This is a genomic window from Trinickia fusca (assembly GCF_003628145.1).
Lineage (GTDB): Bacteria > Pseudomonadota > Gammaproteobacteria > Burkholderiales > Burkholderiaceae > Trinickia > Trinickia fusca.
This window is the reverse complement of sequence record NZ_RBZV01000001.1, coordinates 234,640-261,573: the sequence shown is the minus strand read 5'-3', so window position 1 is coordinate 261,573 and position 26,934 is coordinate 234,640. Positions and strand designations below refer to the sequence as shown.

At 67.5% G+C, this 26,934-nt stretch carries 17 protein-coding genes and 1 riboswitch; of the genes, 11 read left to right on the top strand and 6 right to left on the bottom strand.

The genetic code is table 11. The features are described 5' to 3' along the window. Positions 1–16 precede the first annotated feature (16 nt). The 8 genes from D7S89_RS01145 to D7S89_RS01110 all read left to right on the top strand — a co-directional run bounded on the left by D7S89_RS01145 (position 17) and on the right by D7S89_RS01110 (position 9,443). Positions 17–1,060, top strand: coding sequence for a substrate-binding domain-containing protein (locus D7S89_RS01145; protein ID WP_121274896.1), 1,044 nt, complete (start codon positions 17–19; stop codon positions 1,058–1,060). A gap of 97 nt (positions 1,061–1,157) precedes the next feature. Then, positions 1,158–2,204: an ABC transporter substrate-binding protein gene (locus D7S89_RS01140; RefSeq protein WP_121274895.1), complete on the top strand. Its 1,047-nt coding sequence runs from the start codon at positions 1,158–1,160 to the stop codon at positions 2,202–2,204. A gap of 89 nt (positions 2,205–2,293) precedes the next feature. Further along, positions 2,294–3,118 (top strand): ABC transporter permease, encoded by an 825-nt coding sequence (locus D7S89_RS01135; protein ID WP_121274894.1) that lies wholly within the window; start codon positions 2,294–2,296, stop codon positions 3,116–3,118. Positions 3,119–3,128: 10 nt separating this feature from the next. Then, positions 3,129–3,965 (top strand): ABC transporter permease, encoded by an 837-nt coding sequence (locus D7S89_RS01130; RefSeq protein WP_121274893.1) that lies wholly within the window; start codon positions 3,129–3,131, stop codon positions 3,963–3,965. A gap of 41 nt (positions 3,966–4,006) precedes the next feature. Beyond that, positions 4,007–5,062 carry an ABC transporter ATP-binding protein gene (locus D7S89_RS01125; RefSeq protein WP_121274892.1) on the top strand — a complete coding sequence of 352 codons (1,056 nt, stop codon included), beginning with the start codon at positions 4,007–4,009 and terminating at the stop codon, positions 5,060–5,062. Positions 5,063–5,104: 42 nt separating this feature from the next. After that, complete coding sequence (locus D7S89_RS01120) at positions 5,105–5,932, top strand: phosphodiesterase (RefSeq protein ID WP_121274891.1); 828 nt, start codon at positions 5,105–5,107, stop codon at positions 5,930–5,932. A gap of 91 nt (positions 5,933–6,023) precedes the next feature. Then, positions 6,024–7,247 carry an MFS transporter gene (locus tag D7S89_RS01115; RefSeq protein ID WP_121275957.1) on the top strand — a complete coding sequence of 408 codons (1,224 nt, stop codon included), beginning with the start codon at positions 6,024–6,026 and terminating at the stop codon, positions 7,245–7,247. Between the two features lie 171 nt (positions 7,248–7,418). After that, positions 7,419–9,443 (top strand): NADPH-dependent 2,4-dienoyl-CoA reductase, encoded by a 2,025-nt coding sequence (locus D7S89_RS01110; protein ID WP_121274890.1) that lies wholly within the window; start codon positions 7,419–7,421, stop codon positions 9,441–9,443. A gap of 31 nt (positions 9,444–9,474) precedes the next feature. Here D7S89_RS01110 and D7S89_RS01105 read toward each other — a convergent pair whose 3' ends face one another. After that, entirely contained in the window at positions 9,475–10,380 is a 906-nt protein-coding gene (locus D7S89_RS01105) for an EamA family transporter (protein WP_121275956.1), read from the bottom strand. Between the two features lie 322 nt (positions 10,381–10,702). Then, entirely contained in the window at positions 10,703–11,530 is an 828-nt protein-coding gene (locus tag D7S89_RS01100) for a DUF1223 domain-containing protein (protein WP_121274889.1), read from the bottom strand. Positions 11,531–11,749: 219 nt separating this feature from the next. Continuing rightward, a riboswitch (TPP riboswitch) is annotated at positions 11,750–11,873 on the top strand. A 70-nt stretch (positions 11,874–11,943) separates the two neighbouring features. Here D7S89_RS01100 and thiC point away from each other — a divergent pair. From thiC to D7S89_RS01085, 3 genes are all read left to right on the top strand, one after another. Further along, positions 11,944–13,875 (top strand): phosphomethylpyrimidine synthase ThiC, encoded by a 1,932-nt coding sequence (gene thiC, locus D7S89_RS01095; RefSeq protein ID WP_121274888.1) that lies wholly within the window; start codon positions 11,944–11,946, stop codon positions 13,873–13,875. Between the two features lie 260 nt (positions 13,876–14,135). Next, on the top strand, positions 14,136–15,068 hold the full coding sequence (locus D7S89_RS01090) for a DMT family transporter (protein WP_121274887.1): 933 nt from the start codon (positions 14,136–14,138) through the stop codon (positions 15,066–15,068). A 392-nt stretch (positions 15,069–15,460) separates the two neighbouring features. After that, complete coding sequence (locus tag D7S89_RS01085) at positions 15,461–16,714, top strand: sensor domain-containing phosphodiesterase (RefSeq protein ID WP_121275954.1); 1,254 nt, start codon at positions 15,461–15,463, stop codon at positions 16,712–16,714. A gap of 42 nt (positions 16,715–16,756) precedes the next feature. Here D7S89_RS01085 and arfB read toward each other — a convergent pair whose 3' ends face one another. The 4 genes from arfB to recC form a co-directional block, all read right to left on the bottom strand. After that, positions 16,757–17,161: an alternative ribosome rescue aminoacyl-tRNA hydrolase ArfB gene (gene arfB / locus D7S89_RS01080; RefSeq protein ID WP_121274886.1), complete on the bottom strand. Its 405-nt coding sequence runs from the start codon at positions 17,159–17,161 to the stop codon at positions 16,757–16,759. 105 nt (positions 17,162–17,266) lie between these two features. Next, the gene (locus D7S89_RS01075) at positions 17,267–19,504 is read right to left on the bottom strand and encodes an AAA family ATPase (protein WP_121274885.1); all 2,238 of its coding nucleotides are present in this window, start codon (positions 19,502–19,504) and stop codon (positions 17,267–17,269) included. 79 nt (positions 19,505–19,583) lie between these two features. After that, entirely contained in the window at positions 19,584–23,333 is a 3,750-nt protein-coding gene (recB, locus tag D7S89_RS01070) for an exodeoxyribonuclease V subunit beta (protein ID WP_121274884.1), read from the bottom strand. Further along, on the bottom strand, positions 23,330–26,749 hold the full coding sequence (gene recC / locus D7S89_RS01065; protein ID WP_121274883.1) for an exodeoxyribonuclease V subunit gamma: 3,420 nt from the start codon (positions 26,747–26,749) through the stop codon (positions 23,330–23,332). Before recC ends, recB begins: the two co-directional genes overlap by 4 nt. Between the last annotated feature and the right edge of the window lie 185 nt (positions 26,750–26,934).

Sequence of the window (26,934 nt, the reverse complement as noted above, 5' to 3'; positions counted from 1 at the left end):
GACGGTACCGACTGCAATGAAACACACGATCAAGGATGTAGCCGCCTATGCCGGCTTCTCGATTGCGACGGTCTCGCGCGCGATCAACGCCCCACACACCGTCAATCGCGTGACCCTGGCGAAAATCCGGGACGCGATCGAGGCGCTGCAGTTCCGCCCGAGCCCACTCGGCCGTCAGCTGCGCGGCGAGCGTACGCGGCTCATCGGCGTCGTCCTGCCGACGCTGGCGAACCCGGTCTTCGCCGAGTGCCTGCAAGGCATCGACGACCTCGCTGCGAGCCAAGGCTACCGGCTCATGCTGATGACCACGCAATACGATGCCGATCGCGAGCGCCATGCCATCGAGACGCTGCTCGCGCAACGTGTCGAAGGGCTCATCCTGACCGTCGCCGATGCCGATACCCACCCGCTGCTCGACGAGCTCGACCGCGACGGCTCTCTGTATGTGCTGATGCACAACGATACCGCACGGCGCCCGTCCGTCTCGGTCGACAACCGCCGGGCCGCCTTCGACGGCGTGCGCATGCTGATCGAGCACGGTCACGAGCATGTGCTGATGCTGGCCGGCACGCTCGCCGAGTCCGATCGCGCGCGGCTGCGCTACCGCGGCTATACCGAAGCCATGAAGCTGGCCGGCCTGACGCCCAGGCCGGCGCTCGAAGTCGATTTCAATGCCGACGAACTCTCGCCGGCGGTGCTTGCCCATCTGACGTCGGGTCCGGCGCGTCCCACCGCCCTCTTTTGCAGCAACGACCTGCTCGCGATGGTCGTCATGCGCGGGCTGCGGCGGGCCCGCTTCTCGGTGCCCGAGGACATGTCGATCCTCGGCTTCGACGGACTGGCCGTCGGGGAACTGCTCTCGCCGCCGCTTGCAAGCATCTGCGCGCCCAACCGCGAGATCGGCTGCGCGGCCTGGCAGCGGCTCATCGCTCGCATCGAAGGGGCCGATGACGGCGACTCGCTCTCCCTCACCCTGCCGCACACGTTGCGCAAAGGCGCCACCGTCACGGCGCTCTCGGGGGCAGCCGGTACCGCGTTACCCGCTCAACCCCTCGCCTGAACGAGCCCTGCGCAGTCCATTTGCGCGCCGTTGCCCTCAGCCGGCGCGTGCAGCAATCAACGTCCCATCATCCCCTTTGCTCACGAGGAGACCTTCCGTGACACGTCGTTTTCGTTTCCTCCGCACGCACGTTGCGCGGCTCGTCTGCGCAGGCGCCGCGGCCATTGCGGCCTTCGCCGCCCCGTTTGCCGGCCAGGCGCACGCCGAAGAGACGGCCATCTGCTACAACTGCCCGCCCGAGTGGGCCGACTGGGCCAGCCAGCTCAAGGCGATTCAGGAAAAGACCGGCATCCATGTGCCGTCCGACAACAAGAACTCGGGCCAGGCCATCGCACAGTTGATCGCCGAGCAAAAGAGCCCCATCGCCGACGTCGTCTATCTGGGCGTATCCTCGGCCTTCCAGGCGAAAGACAAGGGCGTGATCCAGCCCTACAAGCCCGCGCACTGGGACGACATCCCGGCCGATCTGAAGGATCCGCAAGGCTACTGGTTCACGATTCACTCGGGCACGCTCGGCTTTTTCGTCAACAAGGACGCGCTTGAAGGCAAGCCCGTGCCCCGCTCGTGGGCCGATCTGCTGAAACCCGAATACAAGGGCATGATCGGTTATCTCGATCCGTCGAGTGCGTTCGTCGGCTATGCCGGCGCCGTTGCCGTCAATCAGGCGCTGGGCGGCACGCTCGACAACTTCGAGCCGGGCCTCGACTGGTTCCGCAAACTCAAGGCCAACGCGCCGATCGTGCCGAAGCAAACGGCCTATGCCCGCGTGCTCTCGGGTGAGATTCCGATTCTGCTCGACTACGACTTCGACGCCTATCGCGCCAAGTACAAGGACCACGCCAACGTCGAATTCGTGATTCCGAAGGAAGGCACGATCTCGGTGCCGTACGTGATGAGCCTCGTCAAGGGCGCGCCGCACGAAGCCAACGGCAAGAAGATGCTCGACTTCGTGCTGTCGGACGAAGGCCAGAAGCTGTGGGCCAACGCGTATCTGCGTCCTGTCCGCGCCAGCGCGATGACCAAGGACGCTGCCGCGAAGTTCCTGCCGGCCAGCGAGTATGCGCGCGCCAAGGCCGTCGACTTCGCCAAGATGGCCCAGAAGCAGCAAGCGTTCGGCGAACGCTATTTGCAGACCATGCATTGACCGCATCGTCTTGACGCCGCGGCGGCGGCCCACCGGGCAATGCGCGCCGCGGCGCAGGATGCGCCTGCCGTACCGAGCCGTTCCCCACCATGCACGACATTACCTTCCCGCTACGCTGGCGCCTGGCGCTCATTGCCCCCGCGCTCGCGGTCTTCACCGCTTTCTGGCTACTGCCGATGACCGTGCTCGTGCACGTGAGCGGCGACGGCCACCCGCTCGAAACGTACCGCGCGCTCGTGACCGACGCGCGCTACATGGGCAGCCTCGGCGCGACGGTGGCGCTGTCGGCGGCCGTCACGGTCGCGACGCTCGTCGTGTCGGTCATCGCCGGCATGCTGCTCGCGCGCCGCGAATTCCCGGGCAAGCGCATGCTGCTTGCGCTGCTCACGTTCCCGCTCGCCTTCCCCGGCGTCGTGGTTGGCTTCATGGTCATCATGCTGGCCGGCCGGCAAGGGCTCATCGGTGCCGTCAGCGCGCGCCTGACCGGTGACAAATGGGTCTTCGCCTACTCGATGACGGGCCTGTTCGTCGGCTATCTGTACTTTTCGATTCCACGCGTGATCGTCACCGTCATGGCCTCGGCGACGAAGCTCGACCCCTCGCTCGAGGAAGCTGCGCGCTCGCTCGGCGCCTCGCCGTGGCAGATCACGCGCGACGTCGTGCTGCCAGGGCTCGCGCCAGGGTTGGTGGCGGCCGGCGCGATCTGCTTCGCCACGTCGATGGGCGCATTCGGCACCGCCTTTACGCTGGCCACCGACATCGACGTGCTGCCGATGACGATCTATACGGCGTTCACGCTGAACGCGAGCATGGTCACGGCCGCGGGCCTGTCGATCATTCTCGGCCTCGTGACCTGGCTCGTGCTCGCGCTCGCCCGCACGATGACCGGCTCGGCCGTTGCCGCCACCGCGTAAGGAGCCGAACATGAACGCATTGCTCGACGCCCCGCGCCGGCTTATCTCGCTGGGCCAGTGGGCCGTCACGCTCGCGCTGTGCGCCTTCCTGATCGTGCCCGTGGTCATGTCGGTCATGGCCGGTCTCACGGTCAACTACTTTCGCGGCATCTCGAGCGGGCTCACGCTGCGCTGGCTCGAGCAGGTCTGGACGCAGTACCGCCCATCTGTGTTCCTGTCGCTCGAAGTGGCGCTCGCGACGCTCGCGATCACGCTCGTCATCGGCGTGCCCGCCGCCTATGCGCTCGCGCGCAGCAAGACCCGCATGGCGCGCCTCGTCGAGGAACTGCTCGTGCTGCCGATTGCCTTGCCGGGCCTTGCCTCGGCGCTCGCGCTGATCGTCGTATACGGTGGCTTCACGGCTTTTCGCACGAGCGCGGCGTTCATCGTCGTCGGCCATGTGGTGTTCACGCTGCCGTTCATGGTGCGCGCCGTGGCTGCCGTGGCGGCCAGCGCCGACCTGCGCACGCTCGAAGAAGGCGCAGCCAGCCTCGGCGCGACGTTCTGGCAACGCTTCACGACGATCGTGCTGCCGAACCTGAAGCCCGGGATCGTCGCGGGCGCACTGGCCGTCGTGACGTTGTCGATCGGCGAGTTCAACCTGACCTGGATGCTGCATACGCCCGACACCAAGACCCTGCCCGTGGGGCTCGCCGATACCTATGCGTCGCTGCGCATCGAAATCGGCAGCGCCTACACGATCGTCTTTTTCCTGATGACGATGCCGCTGCTCATCGCCATGCAATGGCTCGGCGTCGACGTCACGGGCCAACGCGCGTTGCGCGGTCGCGCCCGCTCACGCCGCTGACTTCGCCTCCCGGATTGCCCGTTCGCTTACGAATTTCCCTGATGAAACTCACCCCTGTCCCCATCTCGCTCTCGCGTTGTGCGAAGACGTTCCACGGCCAGCGCGTGCTCGAGCCGCTCGATCTGACGATCGGCGCCGGCGAAACGATCGTGTTGCTCGGCCCGTCCGGCTGCGGCAAGACCACGACGCTGCGCATGATTGCCGGGCTCGAAACGCCCGATGCGGGCGGCACCGTGCACTTCGGCGACGACGACGTGACGCGTCTGCCGATCGAGCGCCGTCAGGTCGGCATGGTGTTCCAAAGCTATGCGCTGTTTCCGAATCTGACCGTGCGCGGCAACGTCGGCTACGGCCTGAAGATCGCGAAGACGGAGCCTGCGCTCGCGCGCAAGCGTGTAGACGAGCTGCTCGCGATGATGCAGCTCGAAGCGCATGCGGACAAACCGATCGACCAGCTCTCGGGCGGCCAGCGCCAGCGCGTTGCGCTAGCGCGCGCATTGGCGCGCGAGCCCCGTGTGCTGCTGCTCGACGAACCGCTCACGGCGCTCGATGCGCGGCTGCGCGACACGTTGCGCCGCGACATGAACGCGCTGCTGCGCAGCCTCAACGTGACGACGGTCTACGTCACGCACGATCAGGCCGAAGCGATGGAGCTCGGCGACCGCATCGTCGTGATGAGTGCCGGCCGCATCGAGCAGATCGGCTCGCCGCGCGATATCTACTACCGCCCTGCGAACCGCACCGTCGCGCAGTTCGTCGGCACGATCAACCGGCTTGCGGGACAATGGCGCGACGGTGTGCTCGCGACGACGGGCGGCAGCATCGCCGCACCCGCCGGATCCGCTGCGCAGGCTGGCGCGGGCGGTGAGACGGAGCTGTTCTTCCGCCCCGAAGACGCACGCTTGACGGCGCCTGACGGCGCCTCGCTGCGCGGCACGGTCGAAGCGCAATCGTTCCTCGGCGAGCGCACGCGCGTGACGGTCGGTGGAGCCGCGCCCGACGCGCTGATCGTCGACGTGGCCGGCCGCGTGGACCTGGCGCGCGGCGCCGTCGTCGGCATCGAAATCGCGCCCGAAGGACTCATCGCGCTCGCCTGATGGCGGGCCGCGTTCACCCCATCTCGACAACGGAATCTGCCCATGCTGTTGGCTCAAATCAGCGATCTGCACATCAAGCGTCCCGGCATGCTCGCCTACCGGCGCGTCGATACGGCAGCCGCGCTCGCACGCTGCGTCGCCCGGCTCAATGCGCTCGTGCCGCGCCCGGACGCCGTCGTCATCACGGGCGATCTCGTCGACCTCGGCAACGTCGACGAATATCGCCATCTGCAGACGCTGCTCGCCTCGCTCGCGATCCCCTACTACCTGCTCGTCGGCAATCACGACGAGCGCAACGCGCTGCGCGAAGTGTTCGCCGATCACGCGTACCTGCAAGGCGGCGGCGAATTCGTGCAATACGCCGTCGATGTAGGCCCGCTGCGCCTGATCGCGCTCGATTCGCAAGTGCCGCGCCAAAGCGCCGGCCATCTGTGCGAGACGCGGCTGGCGTGGCTGCAAGCGCAGCTCGATGCCGCGCGCGAGGCGCCTGTGGTCGTCGCGCTGCACCATCCGCCGTTCGTCTGCGGCATCGGTCATATGGACCGGCTGCGGCTCGGTGCGGAATCGAGCAAGCGGTTCGCGGCCATCCTGCGCCAATACGACAACGTCGAACGCGTCATATGCGGTCACGTGCATCGGCCCATCTTCACGCGCTTTGGCGGCACGATCGCCTCGGCCGTGCCCGCGCCTGCGCATCAGGTCCAGCTCGACCTGCGCGAGGATGCCCCGTCGGCGTTCCGTCTCGAGCCGCCCGCCTTCGCGTTGCACCACTACACGCCGGAAACCGGTCTCGTCACGCATCACGCGTACGTCGACGAAGGCGATGGCCCTTATCCGTTCTACGCGACCGACGGCACGCTGATCGACTAAGTACGGGCGAAGTACGGGCGATTTTCGGAAAATTCCGAGCATGAAGCCCGGATAAAATCGAGAGCCCCATACAAAATTCAGCGACATCATGATGTCTGACGATAATACTGTGTGCGTTCAGGCGGCCCCCGTCGAAGCGCGTCCCGAAAGCGGCGCAAGCCACTATTCGCGGGGCCTTCTGCTATTGCTCGCGACGATCGCCGGCGTCTCGGTCGCCAACATCTACTACAACCAGCCGTTGCTCGACAGCCTGCGCGCCTCGTTTCCGGGCAGCGCGTCGTGGATCGGCGTCGTACCCACGGCTACGCAGCTCGGCTACGCGGCCGGCATTTTCCTGCTTGCGCCGCTTGGCGACCGCCTCGACCGCAAACGCCTGATCCTCGTGCAAATCGCCGGCCTTGCGCTCGCGCTGGCCGGGGCCGCATTCGCGCCCACGCTCGCAGTGCTGACCGTCGCAAGTCTTGCCATCGGGATGCTCGCGACGATCGCTCAGCAAGCCGTGCCGTTCTCGGCCGAGCTGGCGCCGGCAGCCGAGCGCGGCCGTGCCGTGGGCACGGTCATGAGCGGGCTCTTGCTGGGCATTCTGCTCGCCCGCACGGCCGCGGGTTCGATCGGAGAGTACTTTGGCTGGCGCGCCGTGTTCGCGGCATCGCTGGTTGCGCAACTCGCCTTGGCAGTCCTCGTGGCGATGCGCCTGCCGAACAGCAAGCCGACGTCGACGCTCCCCTACGGCAAACTGCTCGCTTCGATGTGGCATCTGACGCGCGAGCTGCCCGGCCTGCGTGAGTCCTCGTTCACGGGTGCGGCCATCTTTGCCGCGTTCAGCGCGTTCTGGTCGGTGCTCACGCTGCTGCTGGCCGGTTCACCGTTTCATATGGGGCCGCAAGCCGCTGGCCTGTTCGGCATCGTCGGCGCGGCCGGCGCACTGGCTGCGCCGCTTGCGGGGCGCTCCGCCGACGCACGCGGGCCGCGCGCGGTCCTCTCGCTCTCGATCGCGCTCGTGGCTGTTTCGTTCGTGATCTTCGGGCTGTCGTCCACGAGCATCGCCGGGCTCATCGTCGGCGTGCTGGTGCTCGACGTCGGCGTGCAGGCAACGCAGATCTCGAACCAGTCGCGCATCTATGCGCTCAAGCCCGAGGCGCGCAGCCGCATCAACACGGTCTATATGGTCTGCTATTTCATTGGCGGCGCTACCGGTTCAGCCGTGGGAGCCTTCGCATGGCGCGCGTATGGATGGACGGGCGTATGCGCAGCGGGACTCGTCTTCGCGCTCGCGGCTGCGGCGCGCCATATGCAAGGGCAGCGCGCGGCTTGAGCGCCCGATGCTTGGGGATCCTGACCGTCCGGGCAGCGCACGCTGTTCGACGGCAGGACATGGCCCCCGACGCGTCGTCGATGAAATCGAATTAGAGCCCCTTCTCCAGCAGCCTGGCGGGCTGCGCGCGGTATCGTTCGCACGCGTTCCACTTCTACGACCCGCCAGCCTATGTCCTACCCTCACCTGCTCGCCGAACTCGACCTCGGCTTCACGAAGCTCCGCAACCGCGTCGTCATGGGCTCGATGCATACGGGCATGGAGGATCGCTTCTGGCACTATCCGTCGCTGGCGGCCTACTATCGCGAACGCGCGAAAGGCGGTGTGGGCCTCATCGTGACGGGCGGCTTCTCGCCGAATCGCCAAGGCTGGCTGCTGCCGTTCGGCGGCACGCTGAACACGCGCCTGGACGTGCCCAATCATCGCCGCCTGACCGAAGCGGTCCACGAGGAAGGCGGCAAGATCGCGCTGCAAATCCTGCATGCCGGCCGCTACGGCTACCACCCGTTCGTCGTGTCGGCCTCGGCGATCCGCTCGCCGATCGCGAAGTTCACGCCGCGTGCGCTCAGCCTCGCCGGCATCGAGAAGACAATTCGCGCCTACGCGCGCACGGCCCGTCTCGCGCAGCGCGCCGGCTATGACGGCATCGAGATCATGGGCAGCGAAGGCTATCTGCTCAATCAGTTCCTGTGTGCCCGCACGAACCATCGCACGGATCGCTACGGCGGCAGCATCGAAAATCGCATGCGCCTGCCCGTCGAGATCGTCGAGCGCATCCGCGCCGAATGCGGTGAACGTTTCATCGTCATCTATCGGCTCTCGCTGATCGATCTCGTCGAAGGCGGCAATACGTGGGACGAAACCGTTCAAGTGGCGAAAGCGCTCGAGGCGGCCGGCGTCACGCTGTTCAACAGCGGCATCGGCTGGCATGAAGCCCGTGTGCCGACCATCGTCACCTCGGTGCCGCGCGCCGCATTCGCCCCGCTCACCGCGCGCCTGCGCGAGCAAGTCAAGGTGCCGGTCATCGCATCGAACCGCATCAACACGCCTGACCTCGCCGAAGCGCTGATCGCCGATGGCAGCGCCGATCTCGTCTCGATGGCACGGCCGCTGCTTGCCGATCCCGAGTTCGTCGCGAAAGCCGCCGCTGGGCGTGCCGACGAAATCAACACCTGCATCGCCTGCAATCAGGCATGCCTCGATCACACCTTCCGCAACATCCGCGCGAGTTGCCTCGTCAATCCGCGCGCGGGCCGCGAAACGGAGCTCGTGTACCGTCCCAGCACCCAGCCTCGCACGTTGGCCGTTATCGGAGCCGGGCCCGCGGGATTGTCGGCAGCCTGTGTTGCCGCGTCGCGCGGTCATCGCGTCACGCTGTTCGATGCGGCTGCCACGATCGGCGGCCAGTTCAATCTGGCACGCCGCATTCCGGGCAAGGAAGAATTCAGCGAGACGCTGCGCTACTTCGGTACGCAGTTGCGCAGGCACGGCGTCGACGTTCGGCTCAATACGCGCGTGACAGCCACTGACCTGGCCGGCGCGCAGTACGACGACGTGATTCTGGCAACCGGCATCGTGCCGCGGCGCCTTGCGATTCCCGGCGTCGACGGGCCCAACGTGCTCAGCTATGTCGACGTGCTGCGCGGCGCCCCCGTGGGCCGCTCGGTCGCCGTGATCGGCGCGGGCGGTATCGGCTTCGACGTCAGCGAGTTTCTGCTCCATCGCGACGGCGAGCCCCTGCCGCAGCCACGCGAGGCATGGCTCGACGAATGGGGCGTCGATCTCGACGTGCGCGAGCCCGGTGGCTTGAAAACCGCGCGCCAGGATCAGGCACCCGCGCGCCGCATCTGGCTGCTGCAGCGCAAGGCCGGCAAGCTGGGCGCGGGACTCGGCAAGACCTCGGGCTGGGTGCATCGCGCCACGCTGCAGCGGCATGGCGTGCAAATGCTCGATGCGGTGACCTACCTCGAGATCGCCTCGCGCGGCTTGAAAATCGCGCGGCAAGGCGTCGAACAGTGGTTAGAGGTGGAGACGATCGTCGTCTGTGCGGGCCAGGAGTCGCTGCGCGAATTGCTGCCCGCTTCGCCGAGTGAGAACGGCCCGCGCTATCACGTGATCGGCGGTGCGGCTCTGGCGACCGAGCTCGATGCGAAGCGGGCCATCCGCGAAGGCGCCGAGCTGGCCGCGAAGCTATGAGCGGCAACGACGGCGCGCGAACCTGCGCTAGCTAGCGTACCGCGCGCCGTCGGTCGAACCAGAACGACAGGGCAACGCTCGACAGAATCGCCGCGGTGGCGAAGACGGTCCAGCGCGTCACGGGTTCGCCGAGCATCAGCGCGCCGAGCGCGACGGCAACGATCGGATTCACGTACATGCAGCTGCTGGCGACGAGTGGGCTCGTATGTCGGATCAGGAAGCCGTACGCGAGGTAGGCCGCCATCGTCGCCATCAGCATCAGATAGAGGAACGCGAACGCTGGCAGAAAGCCGAAGTGCGTCACCCGCTCGCCGCTGAGCCACGCAAGCGCGGTCGAGATGGCGCCGCCGAGGCCAATCTGCAGCGCGGTCGACATGAACAGATCGGACGGCAATGCAAGGCGGCTAGCCAACTGTGAGCCACCGGCCCAAAACAGCGCACCGCACAGGATCACGATGGTGCCGCTTGCCGGTGCCGTCGACCCACTGCCCTGATTGAGCACGACCGTACCGAGCAGCCCGAGCGCCACCGCGACCCATTCGCCCTTGGCGACGGGCCGCCCCGCCACGGCCGAGATGACGGTCGCGAACAGCGGCACCGTTGCCACCATGACAGCCGCCGCTCCCGTGCCGACGCTGCGCATGCCGAAGGTCAGCAAGCCGCTCGAGAGGCCGACCAACATCGTGCCGACGATGCCGGCGTTGAATACCTGAACGGGTGTCGGCCAGACGCGCCGGCCATGCGCGGCATACAGGAACAGGCCGATGCCGGCCACGAGATTGCGCAAGCCCGATAACAGCAGCGGCGGAAAGGCCCCCAGCGCGACGTGCACGGCCAGGTAAGCGGAGCCCCACGCCAGGTAGACGATGGCCAGGGCCAACGCAATGCGGCCGCTGCGCGAACGCGGCAGGCGCAGATGCAAACGCAGCCCACGCATGACGGCGCTTGCTGGCGCCGCAACCGCGGGCAACCGTGCACCGCGTGACGAGCCCTCGCCTCGGCCCTCGCGCAGGTGCCCCGTATCGCGAACGAAACGGTTCGGGCTCTCGCTGGGCGGCATGGCGGCGGACGATAAGGCTAGGGTCGGAGCACAGATGAAACGCGCCACACCGACAGCGCCAGTCAAGCGCCGTCATGCGTGGGCTGCGTTTGCATTATGTACGCGGAGCCTTGCCGATGCGCAAGGCGTCTTGGGTGCACAGGGGCTCCGCCTCGGCATTCATGCCATGCGTGGGAGGCGCGCCGGCCGCGCCTGGCCGCTACCGCCCGCAGGCAGCCAGCGCCGTCGCCTGCACGATTTCCCCGGTTGCCGCGTCCTCGACGAAAGCCGCCACACCGAATCGGCCTTCTGCCACCTGCGTCAGCGCCGCCGGGGAGCCGCGGCGCTCGGCGGGGCCGTCGAGCGCAATCGTCCGCTGGATGTGTGCAGCCCCTGCCTCGAGCGGCAGCGGCCCGAGCCACTCACGCACGACCCGCTCGTGATGCAGCGTCGCACCACGGTTCTCGCCTGCGCCGACATGCGACTCGAGTCTGTTCTCGTAAACAGCGACATAGGCATTGAGACGCGACGGCGCATCGGCATGCGCGGCAAAGCGCGCGTCGACGTCGATCGCGCCGGCCGTCCCCGCGGGCGCAAGCCGCAACGCGATATCGGCGCGTGCCGGCTGCGCGGCCAGCGCGCGCACGCGCTCGTCGAAGCGCTTGGCCGCGCCCCACTCGCGCATCTCGCGGCCCGCGACGAACACTTCGGGCGTGTAGACGACCTGCGTGCCGCCGTAGGCCGCCAGTGCCTGCTGACGCTCCGTAAAGCGATGCTGCGCAAAGCGGTCGCGCCAGCCGAGCCCGTCCCAGTAATCGACGTGCAGCGCAAGCGGTACGACGTTCCCCCGCGTGTCGGCTGCGAGGTGCCCGAGCCAGGCGTCGGCAGGCGGACAACTGTTGCACCCCTCGCTGCTGTACAACTCGACGAGTGCCACGCGATAGGCGGGGCTGCGTACCGCGCATGCCTCGTCGGCGTGTGCCGCCGCGGTGCCGGCCAAAATCGCGAGCATCGCGGCCGCCACCGTCAGGAAGGTTCGAATTCGCATCGTGATCTCCGCCCAACAGTCGTTGAGGTGTCGTGAACGGGCGGGCGTTGCGCCCTCCCCGGCCCTGCGGGGCCCATCGCCGCCGCCTTGCCACGCATATACGCGCCAGACAGTGAGCCGGATGCATCGTCATCGGCCGCATCGGGCACATTTTTGTGCTCCAGACGGCTTGCCGGCGCTTCGGTTGCCAAAGCCCTGTCAGGCGGTGTATCTTCTGCGATGCTAACGCGGGGGTCCTGCGTCGCGTGGCCGTTGGTCGACGGCGGCGGTGCGCGCGGGTGAGAAATACCCTTTGAACCTGATCTGGATAATGCCAGCGCAGGGAAGCGTACGAGCTTCGCGGTACGCCGCCATCATTCGCTCGTCCTTCCCCTCTCGTCTCCTGCATTAGCGCCCCACGTCAGGAGATTTGCATGAGTGCCAACCCGAAGTTCGTTTCCGCCGACGCGCGCGTCGACGCCGCCGCGGTCGCGCCGCTGCCCAATTCGCGCAAGGTCTACGTAACCGGCTCGCAGCCGGACATCCGCGTGCCGATGCGCGAAATCACGCAGTCGGACACGCCCAGCGCGTTCGGCGGCGAAAAGAACCCGCCGATTTACGTTTACGATACTTCGGGTCCGTACACCGACCCCGATGTCAAGATCGACATCCGCTCGGGCTTGTCCGCCCTGCGCCAACGCTGGATCGAAGCACGCGGCGACACCGAGGCGCTGCCGGGGCTCACGAGCGAATACGGCCGCGAGCGCGCGGCCGACCCGGCCACGGCGCAACTGCGCTTCCCCGATCTGCATCGCACGCCGCGCCGCGCCAAGGCCGGTGCCAACGTCACACAAATGCACTACGCGCGTCGCGGGATCATCACGCCCGAGATGGAATTCATCGCGATCCGCGAGAACCAGCGCCGCACCGAATATCTGGAAAGCCTGCGCGCGAGCGGCCCGAATGGTACAAAGCTCGCCCAGATGATGGGCCGCCAGCACCCGGGCCAAGCCTTCGGCGCCGCCGCTTTCGGTGCCGACGCGCTCCAGGAGATCACGCCCGAGTTCGTGCGTGACGAAGTCGCTTGCGGGCGCGCGATCATTCCGGCCAACATCAACCACCCCGAAAGCGAGCCGATGATCATCGGCCGCAATTTCCTCGTGAAGATCAACGCGAACATCGGCAATTCGGCCGTTACGTCGTCGATCGGCGAGGAAGTCGACAAGATGACGTGGGCCATCCGCTGGGGCGGCGACACGGTCATGGATCTGTCGACCGGCAAGCACATCCACGAAACGCGCGAGTGGATCATCCGCAACAGCCCGGTGCCGATCGGCACGGTGCCGATCTACCAAGCGCTCGAGAAGGTGAACGGCAAGGCCGAAGACCTGACCTGGGAAATCTTCCGCGACACGCTGATCGAGCAGGCCGAACAAGGCGTCGACTACTTCACGATCCACGCCGGCGTGCTGCTGCGCTACGTGCCGCTGACGGCCAACCGCATGACGGGCATCGTCTCGCGCGGCGGCTCGATCATGGCCAAGTGGTGCCTCGCGCACCACAAGGAAAGCTTCCTCTACGAGCACTTCGAGGAAATCTGCGAAATCATGAAGGCCTACGACGTGAGCTTCTCGCTCGGCGACGGCTTGCGCCCCGGCTCGATCTACGACGCGAACGACGAAGCGCAACTCGGCGAGCTGCGCACGCTCGGCGAGCTCACGCAGATCGCCTGGAAGCATGACGTGCAGGTGATGATCGAGGGCCCCGGCCACGTGCCGATGCAGCTCATCAAGGAAAACATGGACTTGCAGCTCGACTGGTGCAAGGAAGCGCCGTTCTACACGCTGGGGCCGCTCACGACCGACATCGCGCCGGGCTACGACCACATCACTTCGGGCATCGGCGCCGCGATGATCGGCTGGTTCGGCACCGCCATGCTGTGCTACGTCACGCCGAAGGAGCACCTGGGCCTGCCGAACAAGGACGACGTCAAGGAAGGCATCATCACGTACAAGCTCGCGGCGCATGCGGCCGACCTCGCCAAGGGGCACCCGGGCGCACAGGTGCGTGACAACGCACTGTCGAAGGCTCGCTTCGAGTTCCGCTGGGAAGACCAGTTCAACCTGGGCCTCGATCCCGATAAGGCGCGTGAGTTCCACGACGAGACGTTGCCGAAGGATTCGGCCAAGGTCGCGCACTTCTGCTCGATGTGCGGCCCGCACTTCTGCTCGATGAAAATCACGCAGGACGTGCGCGACTTCGCAGCCGCGCAAGGCGTGTCCGACGAAGCGGCCCTGAAAAAGGGGATGGAAGTGAAGGCTGTCGAGTTCATCAAGAGCGGCGGCCAGATCTATCAGCCGCAATAAGCAGTAAGCGGGTACTCGGTAGGCACGACGCGTGCGTCGCTTGCATGCGACGCATCGGTAAGCTGGAAAGGGGGGGCCTTCGCGCCCCCCTTTTTCTTCACACGAACCCGATAGCGCTGCGAATTTTTCCGCAGGATCGCGTCGTGATCCGCCCTCTTTTCCCACTTCTTGCCGTTTCATCGCACGCTGAAGCATTACGCATAACAGCGGTGTAAGATGCGCCCGTTACATGCGAAAAGCTGCCGTTGGCGCATTTCCCGATGAAAACCAGACATGTTGTCCAATTGCTCGTGCTCGCCGCGTTGTGGGGCGCGTCCTTCCTGTTCATACGCGTAGGGGTTGCCGAGTTCGGTGTGGCCCCGTTGATGGCGCTGCGCGTGACGATCGGCTCGGCATTCCTGCTTGTGATGCTGATCACGCGCGGCTCACCCCGCGCCGCATTCGCAACGTTGGGCAAACGCGCCGTGCCGTTGTTCATCGTCGGCGTGCTCAATTCGGCCGCGCCGTTTTGTCTGTTCGCGTTCGCAGAGCTCACGCTATCGGCAGGCGCGACGTCGGTCATCAACGCGACGACGCCGTTGTGGGGCGCACTCGTCGCTTACGTCTGGCTCGGCGACCGTCTGACCGCGCTGCGCACGCTAGGCATGGCGCTCGGTTTCGCCGGCGTCGTGACGCTCGTATGGGATCAGGTCGCGTCCGCGCACGGCGCGCTCGCGCCGGCACCGGCCACCACCGCCCTTGCTGCGGCGGCCGCGATGGGCGCCGCGCTGCTGTATGGCATCGCGGCCAACTACACGAAGCGCCACTTGACCGGCGTCGACGCGCTGACGATCGCCACAGGCAGCATGCTCGGCTCGAGCCTCGCACTGGTGCCGTTCGCGATCGCGACCTGGCCCGCCGGACATATCTCGGCCTACGCGTGGGGCTCCGTGCTGGGCCTGGGCATCGCATGCACGGGCGTGGCCTACCTGATTTACTTTCATTTGCTCAACGTTGCCGGCCCCGCTCGCGCGATGACGGTCACCTTCGTGGTCCCCGTGTTCGGCATTTTGTGGGGTGCCATGTTCCTGCACGAGCAGGTCTCGCTCGTCATGCTCGAAGGCTGCTCGATCGTGCTCGTTGGTACGGCACTGGCCACGGGTGTCATCAAGCGCATTCCAGGCTTTGGCCAGCACACCCGGCGCACGAGCTGACCTCGTTTCGTTTCTTGCGCGGCGGTCGTCCGTCGACGACCGGCGATCGCCGCCGCCCTCTTCCTGCCCCTCTTTCCTTTCCGCCGGTCTGACCTGGCCGGACGAGCGTTCGCTCGCTCACGCGCTGCGCGCAGACACGCCGCCCAAACCCCGCCGACGGTGCTCAATCGAACATTGCTTGCGATAGCACGCCCCTTACGCTGCGTCCATCGTCAACGCGTTCGTTTGCTAAACTGGCATCCCGTCATATGGGCATTGTTCGACATGCTGGGCTTCCCCGATCGCATCGCCGCGCGCGCACACCCCTGCGCCATAGGCACGATCCCTTCCCAAGTCTTGTGCGACGGCACGCCGGCTCGGCCGCGCGCCAGCGCGAACGCCGCCCGCTTGCCATGGCATCCAAGCGCGAACTGACCCTCGAGGGCATCCTGCCCCACCTCAGACGCGACGACGAAGGCTGGCGCATCGCCTATCAAGGCGTGACGTTGCGCAGCGTGTTTCAGCCCATCATCTCGATTACGCATAAGCGCGTGGTCGGCTATGAGGCGCTGCTGCGGCCGACCGATGCGGCAGGCCGGCCCATCCCGCCCGACGAATTGTTTTCGCGCGCACCGTCGATGGGCGACGCCCTCGCGCTCGAGCGCCTCGCGCGCTGCGTCCATTTCGCCAACTTCGCCGAACAGAACGTCGAAAAGAGCTGGCTCTTCGTGAACGCGCTGCCGCGGCTGTTCCGCACGGGCTGGCCATACCGTCCGTTCATCGACGAGTTGTGCGACCACTTCGGGCTGCCGCCTCAGCGCATCGTCATCGAGATGATCGAGCAGCCCGCGAGCGATGAAGCGTTGTTCGAGCGCACGATCGACACGCTGCGCGAACGCGGGCTGCTGATCGCGATCGACGATTTCGGCACGGGCTTCTCGAACTTCGACCGGATCTGGCGTGTGCGGCCCGACATCGTCAAGCTCGACCGTTCGCTCGTGTGGCGCATGGCGACAGCGGGCAACGATCATCAGTTCGCCACGGAGCTCGTGACGATGCTGCATCGCGCGGGCACGATGGTGCTCGGTGAAGGCGTCGAATCGGAGAACGAGCTGCTGACGATGATGGAAGCCGACGTCGATTTCCTGCAAGGCTATTGGCTCGGCCTTCCGCACGCATCGATCACACAAGCGAGCGCCGCGGCGCCGGCGCTGATCGAATCGATATGGGAGCGCTTCCACGCGCGTGAAAGCACCGCGCCGCGCGCGCCCGTCACGTATGCGAGTTTCGAGGAAGCCGTACTGATCGGCTCACGCATCTACCAGACAACGGGCGACCTCGCGCTCGCCGCACGTCAGACGTTCAAGATGCCTCATGTGCGGCGGGTGTTCGTCGTCGATGCGCGCGGCAATCAGACCCAGCCGTCGGTCGCGCTAAGCCCGAATGCCGAGCCGCTGCGACTCGCACCGCTCTTTCCCGATACGGACAGCAATTGGTCGCGGCGCGCCTACTTCAAACGCGCGCTCGCATCGCCGGGGCGCGTCGCCGTCATGGGGCCGCACTATTCGCTGACCGAAGGGAAGGATTGCTATACCGCCGCCGTTACCGTCCAATCGGACAAGGCGCTCGACGTGTTTTGCGTCGACTTCGTGCTCGACGCGAGCTGACGCAGGCACTGCCGCATCGGCTTGCCGACTGTGCGGCGTTGCTTAGTCGACGACCCTCGCGCGGCCGGCTTTCACTCCCGCCCGGTGCGTCTTGCCCTCGAGGCGCCGCGTGATCGACGAGCGCGTCGGACGCGTGGCGACGCGCGGACGCCGCGTGACGCTCACGCTGGCGATCAGTTCGTCCAGACGCGCGAGCGCCGCGGCGCGATTCATCTCCTGAGTCCGGTACTCCTGCGCCTTGATGATCACGACGCCGTCACGCGTGATGCGGTGATCGTGCAACGCGAGCAACCGCATCTTGAGCGGCTCGGGCAGCGACGAGGCGCGAACGTCGAAACGCAAATGGATCGCGCTCGACACCTTGTTGACGTTCTGCCCGCCCGCGCCTTGCGCGCGCACGGCCGTCAGCTCGACCTCGCTGGGAGCAATGCTGTAGCGAAACGTCATGGCCTGGGAGCGCGTTAAGCGACGAGTGAAAAGGGTTGCAGTGTGGCACAAGCCGTGGCCGGCGTCACACTCATGGCGGCGATCGATCATCTACGCGGCCCGGCGTCATGCTGAGCTCGCCTGCATCATGCGCGCGACGAGGCCCGAATCGCGCCGCGTCGGCGTCGCGATCGCCTGGGCCAGCACGCGGCGCGCGCCGACGATGCGCACGGCCACGCGCGCGCGCGTCACGGCCGTATAGACGAGCTCGCGCGAGAGCACGCGGCTCGCCGAAGCCGGCAATACCAGTGCCGCGTGATCGAACTCGGAGCCCTGCGACTTGTGCACCGTCAGCGCGAACGCCGTGTCGTGCGGCGGCAAGGCTGCCGGCGTCACGGCGCGCAACCCGCCGTCGGCCGTGCGCAGATACACGCGCAGCGCACCATCCGCGCCGGGCAGCGCGATGCCGATGTCGCCATTGAACAGACCCAGCGCGTAATCGTTACGCGCGATCATCACGGGACGGCCGGCGAACCACGTCGCCCCCACCGCCAGCGGCACCCCTGCCTCGCGCCGCACGTGCGCAGCCATCAGCGCATTGAGCGCATCGACACCGCGCGTGCCCACGCGCGTCGCGCACAGGATGCGGTAAACATTGAGCGCATCGAAGAGCGGCGTCGGGTCGGGTTCGCGCTGCGCGAGCGCCGCCGCCAGCGCGGCGGCGTAATGCGAGAAGCCCTGCGCGAGCCGTTCGACGGTACGCGTGGCGAGTGTCTGGCCACCGTCTTCGTCGAGCACCGCGACGGCTCCTTCGTCGCCCGCGTGCCCGAGCGTATCGAGCGCCGCATCGGCATCGCCACGGCGAATCGCCAACGACAGGCGGCCGATCGGCGAGTCGAGCCCGAAGCGATAGTTGCGCTCGAGCCAGATCACGCTATCGACGAGCGGCGCGGCGACGCTCCCTGGCAACGGCGAGCGCTCTGGCGCAGGCTCCTCGGCGAACAATGTCGCCTGGTGCCACGCGCGCGCGCCGCGTTCGGCCGGTACCGTATGCATGGTCTGAGCAGCCCGCTTTCGCGGCTCGGCAAGAGGCTCGCCCGGCGACGGCACCTCGGACGCCGAGGCTCGAGCGACGGACGGTGCGAGCGGTGCAACAGGTGCGACAGGCCGTTCACTCAAGGATTGCGCGCCCCAATCAGAGAACTCGGGCAGCAACGTATCGTCGTCGAATACCTCGACGTCGGCCTCGGTCGTCATCGATGACTGTCGTGCATCGCACGCGTTCGCGCCGGCGCCGGTATCGGCATTCGGCAACGCGGCCGCAATGCGCGCTTCGTCGAAGCCGGTCGCGCTTGCGATACAGGCGAGGCCCGCCGCGCTGAAGGCCGGCTGCGCGCTCAGTTCGGCGAACACGGCCCCCGCTTCGACGGCTGCGAGCTGGTCCTTGTCCCCGAGCAGCACGAGCCGCGTCTCGGGTGCGAGCGCGTCGAACAGCTGCGCGGCCATCGCGACGTCGATCATCGATGCCTCGTCGACGACGAGCACGTCATACGGCAGCGGATTGTCGCGATGATGACGCACGCGCGTGCCGTGGCCCGCTCCGAGCAGGCGATGCAGTGTCTGCGACGTGCGCGGCAGGCGCTCGGCAATCGCCTCGGGCAGTGTCGTCGCGCGTGCGAGCAGCGCCTCCTGCATGCGTTGCGCGGCCTTGCCGGTTGGCGCCGCCAATGCGATCGAAAGCTGCGGGTTCGCGTCGAGCAGGCACGCCAGCATGCCGACGACGGTCGTCGTCTTGCCGGTGCCGGGGCCGCCGCTCACGATCGTGAGCCGTCCCGACAACGCCAGCGCCGCCGCCGCACGCTGCCAATCGATATCGTCGGTCGACGGCGGTCCGAAGTATCGCGCGAGACGCGTGCCAAGCGGAGCGTCGTCGCCACCGGTGCGATGCACGCCCGCATGTGGCGCCGAGCCTGCGGCGGCATGCGCGACGATGGCGTTCGCGAGCGCGCGTTCGTAATCGAAATAGCGCGCCAGATAGAGGCGCCCTTGTGCATCGACGACGAGCGGACGCAAGGCATCCGACGCCACGCTCTGGTCGGAGACGACGCCGCTCGCGCGTAGCGCCGCGCAGGCTTCGTCGTACGCCTCACCATAACGACGCGCGAGACCCGGCAACGAGACGCAGACATGACCGACGCTCGTCGCACGGCTCGCGGCGTACGCGGCTCGGCGCACCCAGCGTACGCTCGCCGCGTCTGCGCCGAGCCGCTCGGCAAGCTCGCCGACGCGGCGCGCAAAGCCTTCAGCCAGCGCGGTGCCGAATTCTCCGGCCCCGAACGAAGCCGATGTGGGCGACGCGCTCATCGCGTCCTCCCGTTCTTCGCTGCGGTCTTGTCGTACGCGTTTTTGGCCATCGCTGAGATCGTCGTTGTCTTCTTCTCGGTCATTGCCGCGCTCCTTGGCTCATCAGAGCGTCGAGCGCTTCGACGAGCGAGCGCTGCGGACGATGCAAATACACGCCGGCCGGTTTGTCGCCCTCGCGCCAGCCCGGACGGACACCGCGCAGGAACACGTAGGCATAGCCGCCGATATGCGCGTCGTAGTCGTAGTGCGGCTTGCGTGCGCTCAGGTAACGATGCAGCGCGACGGTATAGAGCAGCGCTTGCAAGTGGTAGGCATGCTGCGCCATCGCTGCCTCGAGCGAGGCTGTGCCGTAATCGACCGCACGCATGCCCAGATGGTTCGACTTCCAGTCGATGATCCAGTAGCGTCCCTCGTGCTCGACGAGCATGTCGATGAAACCCTTGACGAACCCGGTGAGCAAGCTCGGCTCGAGCGCGACGTCGGGATAGCCGTGCGCGGTCAGCAGCCGCCGCAACGCCGTCAGGTCGAGCGACGGCGAGACGAACAGGAACGGCCATTCGACCAGCTTGCGCTCGGGATCGAGCGCGCCGAGCGCGAGCCCTGGTGCAAGTTCGGTCGCCACCACATCGGTGAGCAGACGCGCCATCATCGCGGGCATTCGCCGTGCCGTGTCGGCGTCGGCGGGCACAGGGCGCTCGACCAGCGCGCGCTCGATCGCCTGCGGCCAGCGTTCGGGCTCCGCGAAGTCGACGATTTCGAACAACCGATGCAAGCACTCGCCCGCCGCGGCGCCGCGCGGGAATCCCAGGATGTCGTCCGCGTCCGGTGTGGTCGCCGGTCCGGCCAACGCGTAGGCGGCCGTCTCGTCGTCGAGCGGTAACGCGGCAAGCGCGTCGTGATCCGGGCGCGGCTCGTCCTCTGGCGTATGGCTGCCGTGCCGCCCGGCCGCCGAGGCGAGCGCACTGAAACTGGCGATCCGCCACGTCTCGGCCAGCACGCGACGCATTTCGCGCGCCGCCAGACGCCGCCCTTCGACACTCGCGCGCGCGAGCGGCGTACGCTCGCGCGGCACAGGCAGCGGTGCGAGCGTGATCGGCCCGCCGGCAAGCGCGTGCCAGCCCGTGTCGATGAACTCATCGTCGGGCGGTTCGACACTCCACGCGTCGAAGTCGCGGCCGTCGGGCACGACGAGCCAGTTCAGCACGCTGCGCCGCGACTCCTTCGTCGAGCGCGAGCTCAGGTAGGCCCCCGCGACGACATAGCAGCGATAGACGGCGCGCGTCAGCGCCACGTAGACGAGACGCGCACGCTCCGCCGCATCTTCACGTGCCGCCTCGCGTTCGGCGCGTGCGGCTTCGTCACCCTCACAACCGTAATGCAGCACGGCCACATTGCCCGCCTCCGTCTCGTCGTGATACTCGCTCGCATCGGGCAACGCGGACCCCGACCCGGCGAGACGCGCGCCGTCGTTGAGGAACGGGCAGAACACGACCGCATACTCGAGCCCTTTCGATTTGTGCACCGTCACGATCTGCACGAGATCGCGGTCCGATTCGAGCCGCAACTGCGCTTCTTCGCCACCGCCTTGCGCACGCTGCGCCGAGAGCCAGCGCAACGTCGGCGCGATACCCGGGTACTGCACCGAACGCGCGGCAACGAGCTCGGCCAGATGATTGACGTCGGTCACGCGGCGCTCGCCGTCGACGCCGGCAATGAGGCGCATGCCGATAGCAAGTTCGCGCATCAGCGTACGCCACATCGCCGCGAAGCCACGCTCGTGCCATAGCATGCGATAGCGCGAAAAGCGCTCGACCCATGCGGTAGCGTCATCGGCATGCGCGAGCGCGGCCGCCCCCGACAATTGCTCGAGTTGCCAAAGCGCGGCGGCATCGAGCCCGAACCAGTCGGAAGCGAGCGCAGCACGCAGCCGGCGCAAGTCGCCCGGCGTATCGATAGCTGCCAGCACGCGTTCGAGCTGTTCGGCATCGCGCGTCGCAAAAACCGAAGCCTGTGCGAGCTCCACGCTGCCCACGCCCCAGGCCGCGAGCACGCGCTTCATCAAGCTACCTTGCTTGTGCGTGCGCACGAGCACTGCGATGTCGGCCGGCGCCAGCGGCACATCGCCGACACGCACCGCGTGTTCACGCGCACCGCGCAACAGCCGCGCGATCTCGGCTGCGCAGGCTTCGGCAGCCTGGCGTTGCGCCTCGCGCTTGCCGAGCGCCGCCTCGCCAGAGGGCAGCAGCCACACGCGCAGGTCGCCGCTGCCGGCATCAAGACCTTCATCGACGAACCCGGCACGCACCCGCGCCCCCGCCCGCACGGGCTGATAGTCGAGGCCCTCGAGCACGAACGCACGCGAGTTCGCACTGAAGATGCGGTTACAGGCCGTCACGAGCGGCGCCGTCGAGCGCTGGTTCACGGCAAGCGTATAGCGCGCACTGGCCGCATGGCGCGCGCTCAGATAGGTGTGCAGGTCGGCCGCGCGGAAGCTGTAGATCGCCTGCTTCGGATCGCCCACGAGAAAGAGCGGCGCGCAATCGCTGCCGGGCTGCGCGAAGATCGTCCGGAAGATCGCGAACTGCAGGGGATCCGTGTCTTGAAACTCGTCGATGAGCGCTGCCGGATAGCGCGCGCGCAATGCATCGGCCAGCCATGGATGCTCGATCAGCGCGCCGTGCAAGTTGGCGAGCAGATCGTCGAACGACGCGACGCGGCGCGCGCGCTTCATGTCCGCCAGCGCAGTCGGCGCCTCGGCCAGCCATGTCGCCAGCAGCGCGAGCCAACGCGCGCGATGCGCGGCCTCTGCGCTCTCGGCGGCCGCGGCCAACGTGTCAGCCAGCACGAAGAACGGATGCTCGGGCGTCGCGCATTTGGCCTTCGTCGCCTTGGCCAGCGCCGTGGCCGTCAGCTTCAGCGCAGCACGCTCCGGCGGCGCGTGCCAATCGCTTTCGTCGAAGTAACGATGCCATGCGTCGAGCGCCGCGCGTATCGCGTCGGGCTTGTGCGTGGTCTGCTTGAGTGCGGCCTGTGCGCCGTCGATCAGCTGTGCGATCGATTCGTGCTCGGCCTGCCATAGCAGGCGCGCCTCGTCGAAGCGCGCTTGCGCGGCGGCGTCGTCGAGGTCTGCTTCGATCTCGGGCGTGACGTCCCCCGCCCCCCAGCGTAGCTCGGCAAGCGGTTTCTTCAAGCGGCGCGCAAGCTGCGCATCGAGTGCCAGCGGTCCTGCTCCGCAGGCGACGAGCCATGCCGCGAACGCCGGATGCGCGGCCGCCACGGGCTCCACGCGCTCACGCCAGAAATCGGCCGCCAGCTCGTAGCGCAGCGGCGCATCGTCGGCCTGCATCTCGAACGCGAACGGCATCGCAGCCGCGAACGGCGCCTCCTGCAAGGCCCGCTGACAGAATGCGTGAATCGTGTGAATCGCAGCCTGATCGAACGTCGACAGCGCGCGCCGCACACGCTTGGCCGCCAGCTCGAGATCGAGCCCGTCCGTCGTGGCCAGCGTCGTCTCGAACAGGCGTGCCACGAATGGGTCGCCACCGTCGTCGCCGGTTTCGATCGCACGTGCGAGTTCGGCCAACCGTCCGCGAATCCGCTCGTGCAGCTCGGCCGTGGCCGCTTTCGTAAACGTGACGACGAGGATCTGATCGGCGTTCAGATTCTTTTCGAGCAGCAGGCGCACATAGAGTGCGCAGATGTTCCACGTCTTGCCCGTACCGGCCGACGCCTCGATCTGATTGACGCCGTCGAGCGCGCACGTGAATACGTCGAGCTCCAGTGGCGCGGGCGGCAGCGCTTGGGCGCGCGGGTCGACAAGCGCGTTCATGCGTCACCTCCGTTCAGATGCTGCAGCAGCGGTTCGAAGACCACGCGCGCGAGTGCGGCATAGGTTTCGTCGAGCGTCAGGCTCATGCCGCGCCAGGCGATCGAGAGCGCGGCGTCGTCGGACTCGCCGCGCACGCGGTCGTTGATCCAGACGCCGAGCGCTTCGGCATCGCTGCCGTTGGCCTTCGCCCACGCGGTGCGGGGGAAAAAGGGCAACGGCAGGCGGCGCCCCGCGACGAACAGGGCGGCCAGCGGCTCGAGCAATTCGAGCGGCGAAGCGACAGGGGCGAATTCGAAACGCTGGCCGCCCCCGTGCCACACCGTACGGCATGGCCCCTCGGGATCGGCCGCACAGTAGGCAAGATGCTGGAGCCAGGCGCTCAGGTAATCGCGTGCGCCCGGGTTCGCGTAACGGAACAGCACCTGTCCGGCCTGGGTGACGCGATTGAGCGTGCCGTGCAACGACAACGGCCCATGCTCCGCGAGCGAGCGGCGCAACAGCGTATCGTGCCGGCCGAACAGCGCGACGCCGTCCGTCTCGGGCCAGCGCGGCACTACCTCGAGCACGAACGGCAAACGTGTCACGCCGGTCGACAGCTCGCTGCGCACGTCGCGCGCGAGCCGCGTGAGCGCCGCCAGCTCGCGGCGCTTGAGCACATCGCCAGTCGCACCGCCAGGCAGTTCGGGGCTCGCGTCGGCAATGCGCGCCGCACGGGCGAGCACCGACGTATCGTCGGACTCGACGAGGCGCGGCAGCAAGCGGTCGGCGAGCGCATCGCGCCCCGCGTAGTCGAGGTCGAACGGCTCGATGTCGCTGAGCTCGCCCTGCGCCGCTTCGAGCACGATGCCGAGCCGCTCGCGCAACAGCGCACGCGCGGGATGCTGCCAGAAGCGCACGAAGTCGGCGAACGCGACAGGCTCCTCGGGCTCGGGCGGCAGCGGCTCGGCGAAGAACGGCGCGACGACGGACGGCGCATCGGACGTGAGCCGTTCTGCCCATTGCGCGCGCTCGCTGTCATAAGTGAACAGGCCGCTAGCCGGGTCGAAGTACGCAGCCGAAAACGGCTGTAGCGGATGCTCGACGATGAAGGCGCGCCGCATGGCGTCGACTTCAGCCTGCGCCGCATCTGGCCCGGCCGCGGCACGCGCGAGGTGATCGAGCAGTTCGTCGACGAGCGCCGCGGGCGGCAGCGGCGCATTGTCGCGAATACTGCGTCCCGTATACGAAATGAAGAAGCGATCGCGCGCGGCAAGCAGTAGATCGAGAAACAGGTTGCGCTCGTCGGCGCGCCGCTGGCGATCGCCGAACATAGGGCGCTGCGCCATCAGATCGAACTCGTCGGCTCGCGCTAGCGACGGCAGCACACCATCGTCCATGCCGATCAGACAGATGACGCGGTACGGCAGACCGCGCAGGCTCGACAACGACGAAAACGTCACGCCACCCCACGGCACGCCGCCGTGCGTGGCGTCGTCGAGCGCGACCGTGAGCGCCGCGCGCATCACGGCCGCGGGCACCTCGGCCTCGTGTGCGCCGTCACGCATGGCTTCGAGCGAGGCATCGAGCGCATCGCGCACGCCGGCCAACGTATCGGCATGGGTCACGCCGGCGTCAAAAAAGCGCGCGAGCGCATCGGACAGCAGCACGCCCCACGCATCGCACGTGAGCGCCTGCCGTGCGCGATGCACGAACGACTCGAGATCGTCGACGAAGCGCGCGACGCGGCCCAGCAGTTCGCTTTCGGCACCGACCGCGCCGCCCACCGGTAGCCACGCATCGACGGGCTCGCCGTCGTCGGGCATCGCATAGCCGAGAAAGAGGCGCCTCAAAGCATCGGCGAACGTATGGCGAGCCGCTGGAATCGCCGCATCCGGACTCGGCTCGGGCGCGAGGCCGCGCCGCGCGCCGGCTGCCGCGAGCCAGGACTGGATCGTATCGAGCGCAGCGGCATCGATGCCGTAGCGCGCCGCAATCGCATCGACGCGCAACCATTCGACGAGCTCGGGCGCCGCCACGCTGCGCTCGGTCAATGCGAGCCAGTCGAGCAGCACACGCGCCACCGGGTTGGTCTGAGACGGCGGCAAGCCCGTGATGCGATAGGGAATACGTCGCCCTTCTTCGGCTTGCGCCGTGCCGAACACGGCGTCGATGAGCGGCGCGCAAGCGGCGAGATCCGGGCACACGACGAGCACGTCGGACGGCCGCAACTGCGCCACGCCCTCCCCCTCGCCGGTGCCCGCCGCGCGGCGCTCGTCGAACCAGGCCAGCAACCGGTCGTGCAGCACTTCGAGCTGACGCGACAGGCTGTGACAGACGTGCACTTCGATGCCGCGCACGTCGCTCGCCGCAAGCTCGGGCGCACACGCCAGCTCGGGTTCGAGATCGAGGATCGCGTTGTGCAGTTTTGCAAGCCAGGTCTGCCCGTCGTTCTCGGCAAAACGCGTCGCTTCGCCCGAGGCCGCCCCTTCGGTGAGCTCGTGCAGCAGATGCAGTTGTGCCTGCGTCTGCCTCCCCCACTCGGCAAGCAGCGGATGGCCGACTTCGTGAAAGTCGAGCTGGTCCGCCGCATCGAGCGCCAAGGCATTGCCCTCGCTGACGATGTCGAACCAGAACTGCCGGCACGGGTTCATCACATAGAGCCGCACGTCGATCCAGCGCGACAGCTCGCGCAACAGCGCAATATGCAGCGGCGCGATCGTCGGTAGCGAGAACACGCTGACCGAGGCAGGCCAGCGCGCACGCATGACGGCGTCCAGATCGAGCGTGCGCACGACATGCAGGAAGCGGTGTGCGGGCGGCGTGGCGTCGGCAAGCGCTTGCGCATCCGTGCCGCCGGCGAGCTCGCCGAGCACGGCGCGCCAGAGCGCGGCCTGCCAGCGTTCGTCCTCGCTCGCCGTGCCGGGGCCGGCCGCGTTGAACACGGCGCGCCCCTCCTGCCAATACGCGAGCCATTCGGGACGATAGGTCAGGTAATGATCGAACACTGCCGCCACGCGCCGGGCGAGTTCGTAGCGCATCGGCGCATCGGCCGCGTCGAGATAGGCCGCGAGCCGCGGCGAATCGCGCCATGACACGCCAGCGCCCTCGCCGTCTTGCCGGCCCTCGCCGCGCGTGTCCCGCTCGCCGAACAGCCGATAGCAGCGCCAGGCGAGACGATCGGGCGAAAGCGGCGAATGGGCGGGCACCTCGAGCACGCGCCCGATCTGCGCCCACAACCACTGGGCCAGATAGCTGAAGTTGACGTTCGCGCAGATGCCGCGGCGCGCGGCGAGCTGAAGTTCGATATGGCGCCTTGCCGCGGCACTCGGCACGATGATCTCTTCGCTGGCCCAAGGGTCCGAGGACGTGGCCGAGAGATCGTCGCAGAGCGCGTCGACAAGCGTTTCGTAGCGGTTCGAATAGAGAAGCTGGAGCATGAGCCCTTGAGGCCGGCAAAGCCGGAGATTCAGGCCGGAGCGGCGAAAGACGTCAGCATAGCAAACGCCTCCGGTGCCGCCTGCCTGGCCACTCGGCCACCCCTCGCCGCGTGACGCGAATGCGCTTAAATACGATAGACTCATCGCCAGTTCGCAAGCCGTTCGCGCGCCGCGCTGCCTTGCCC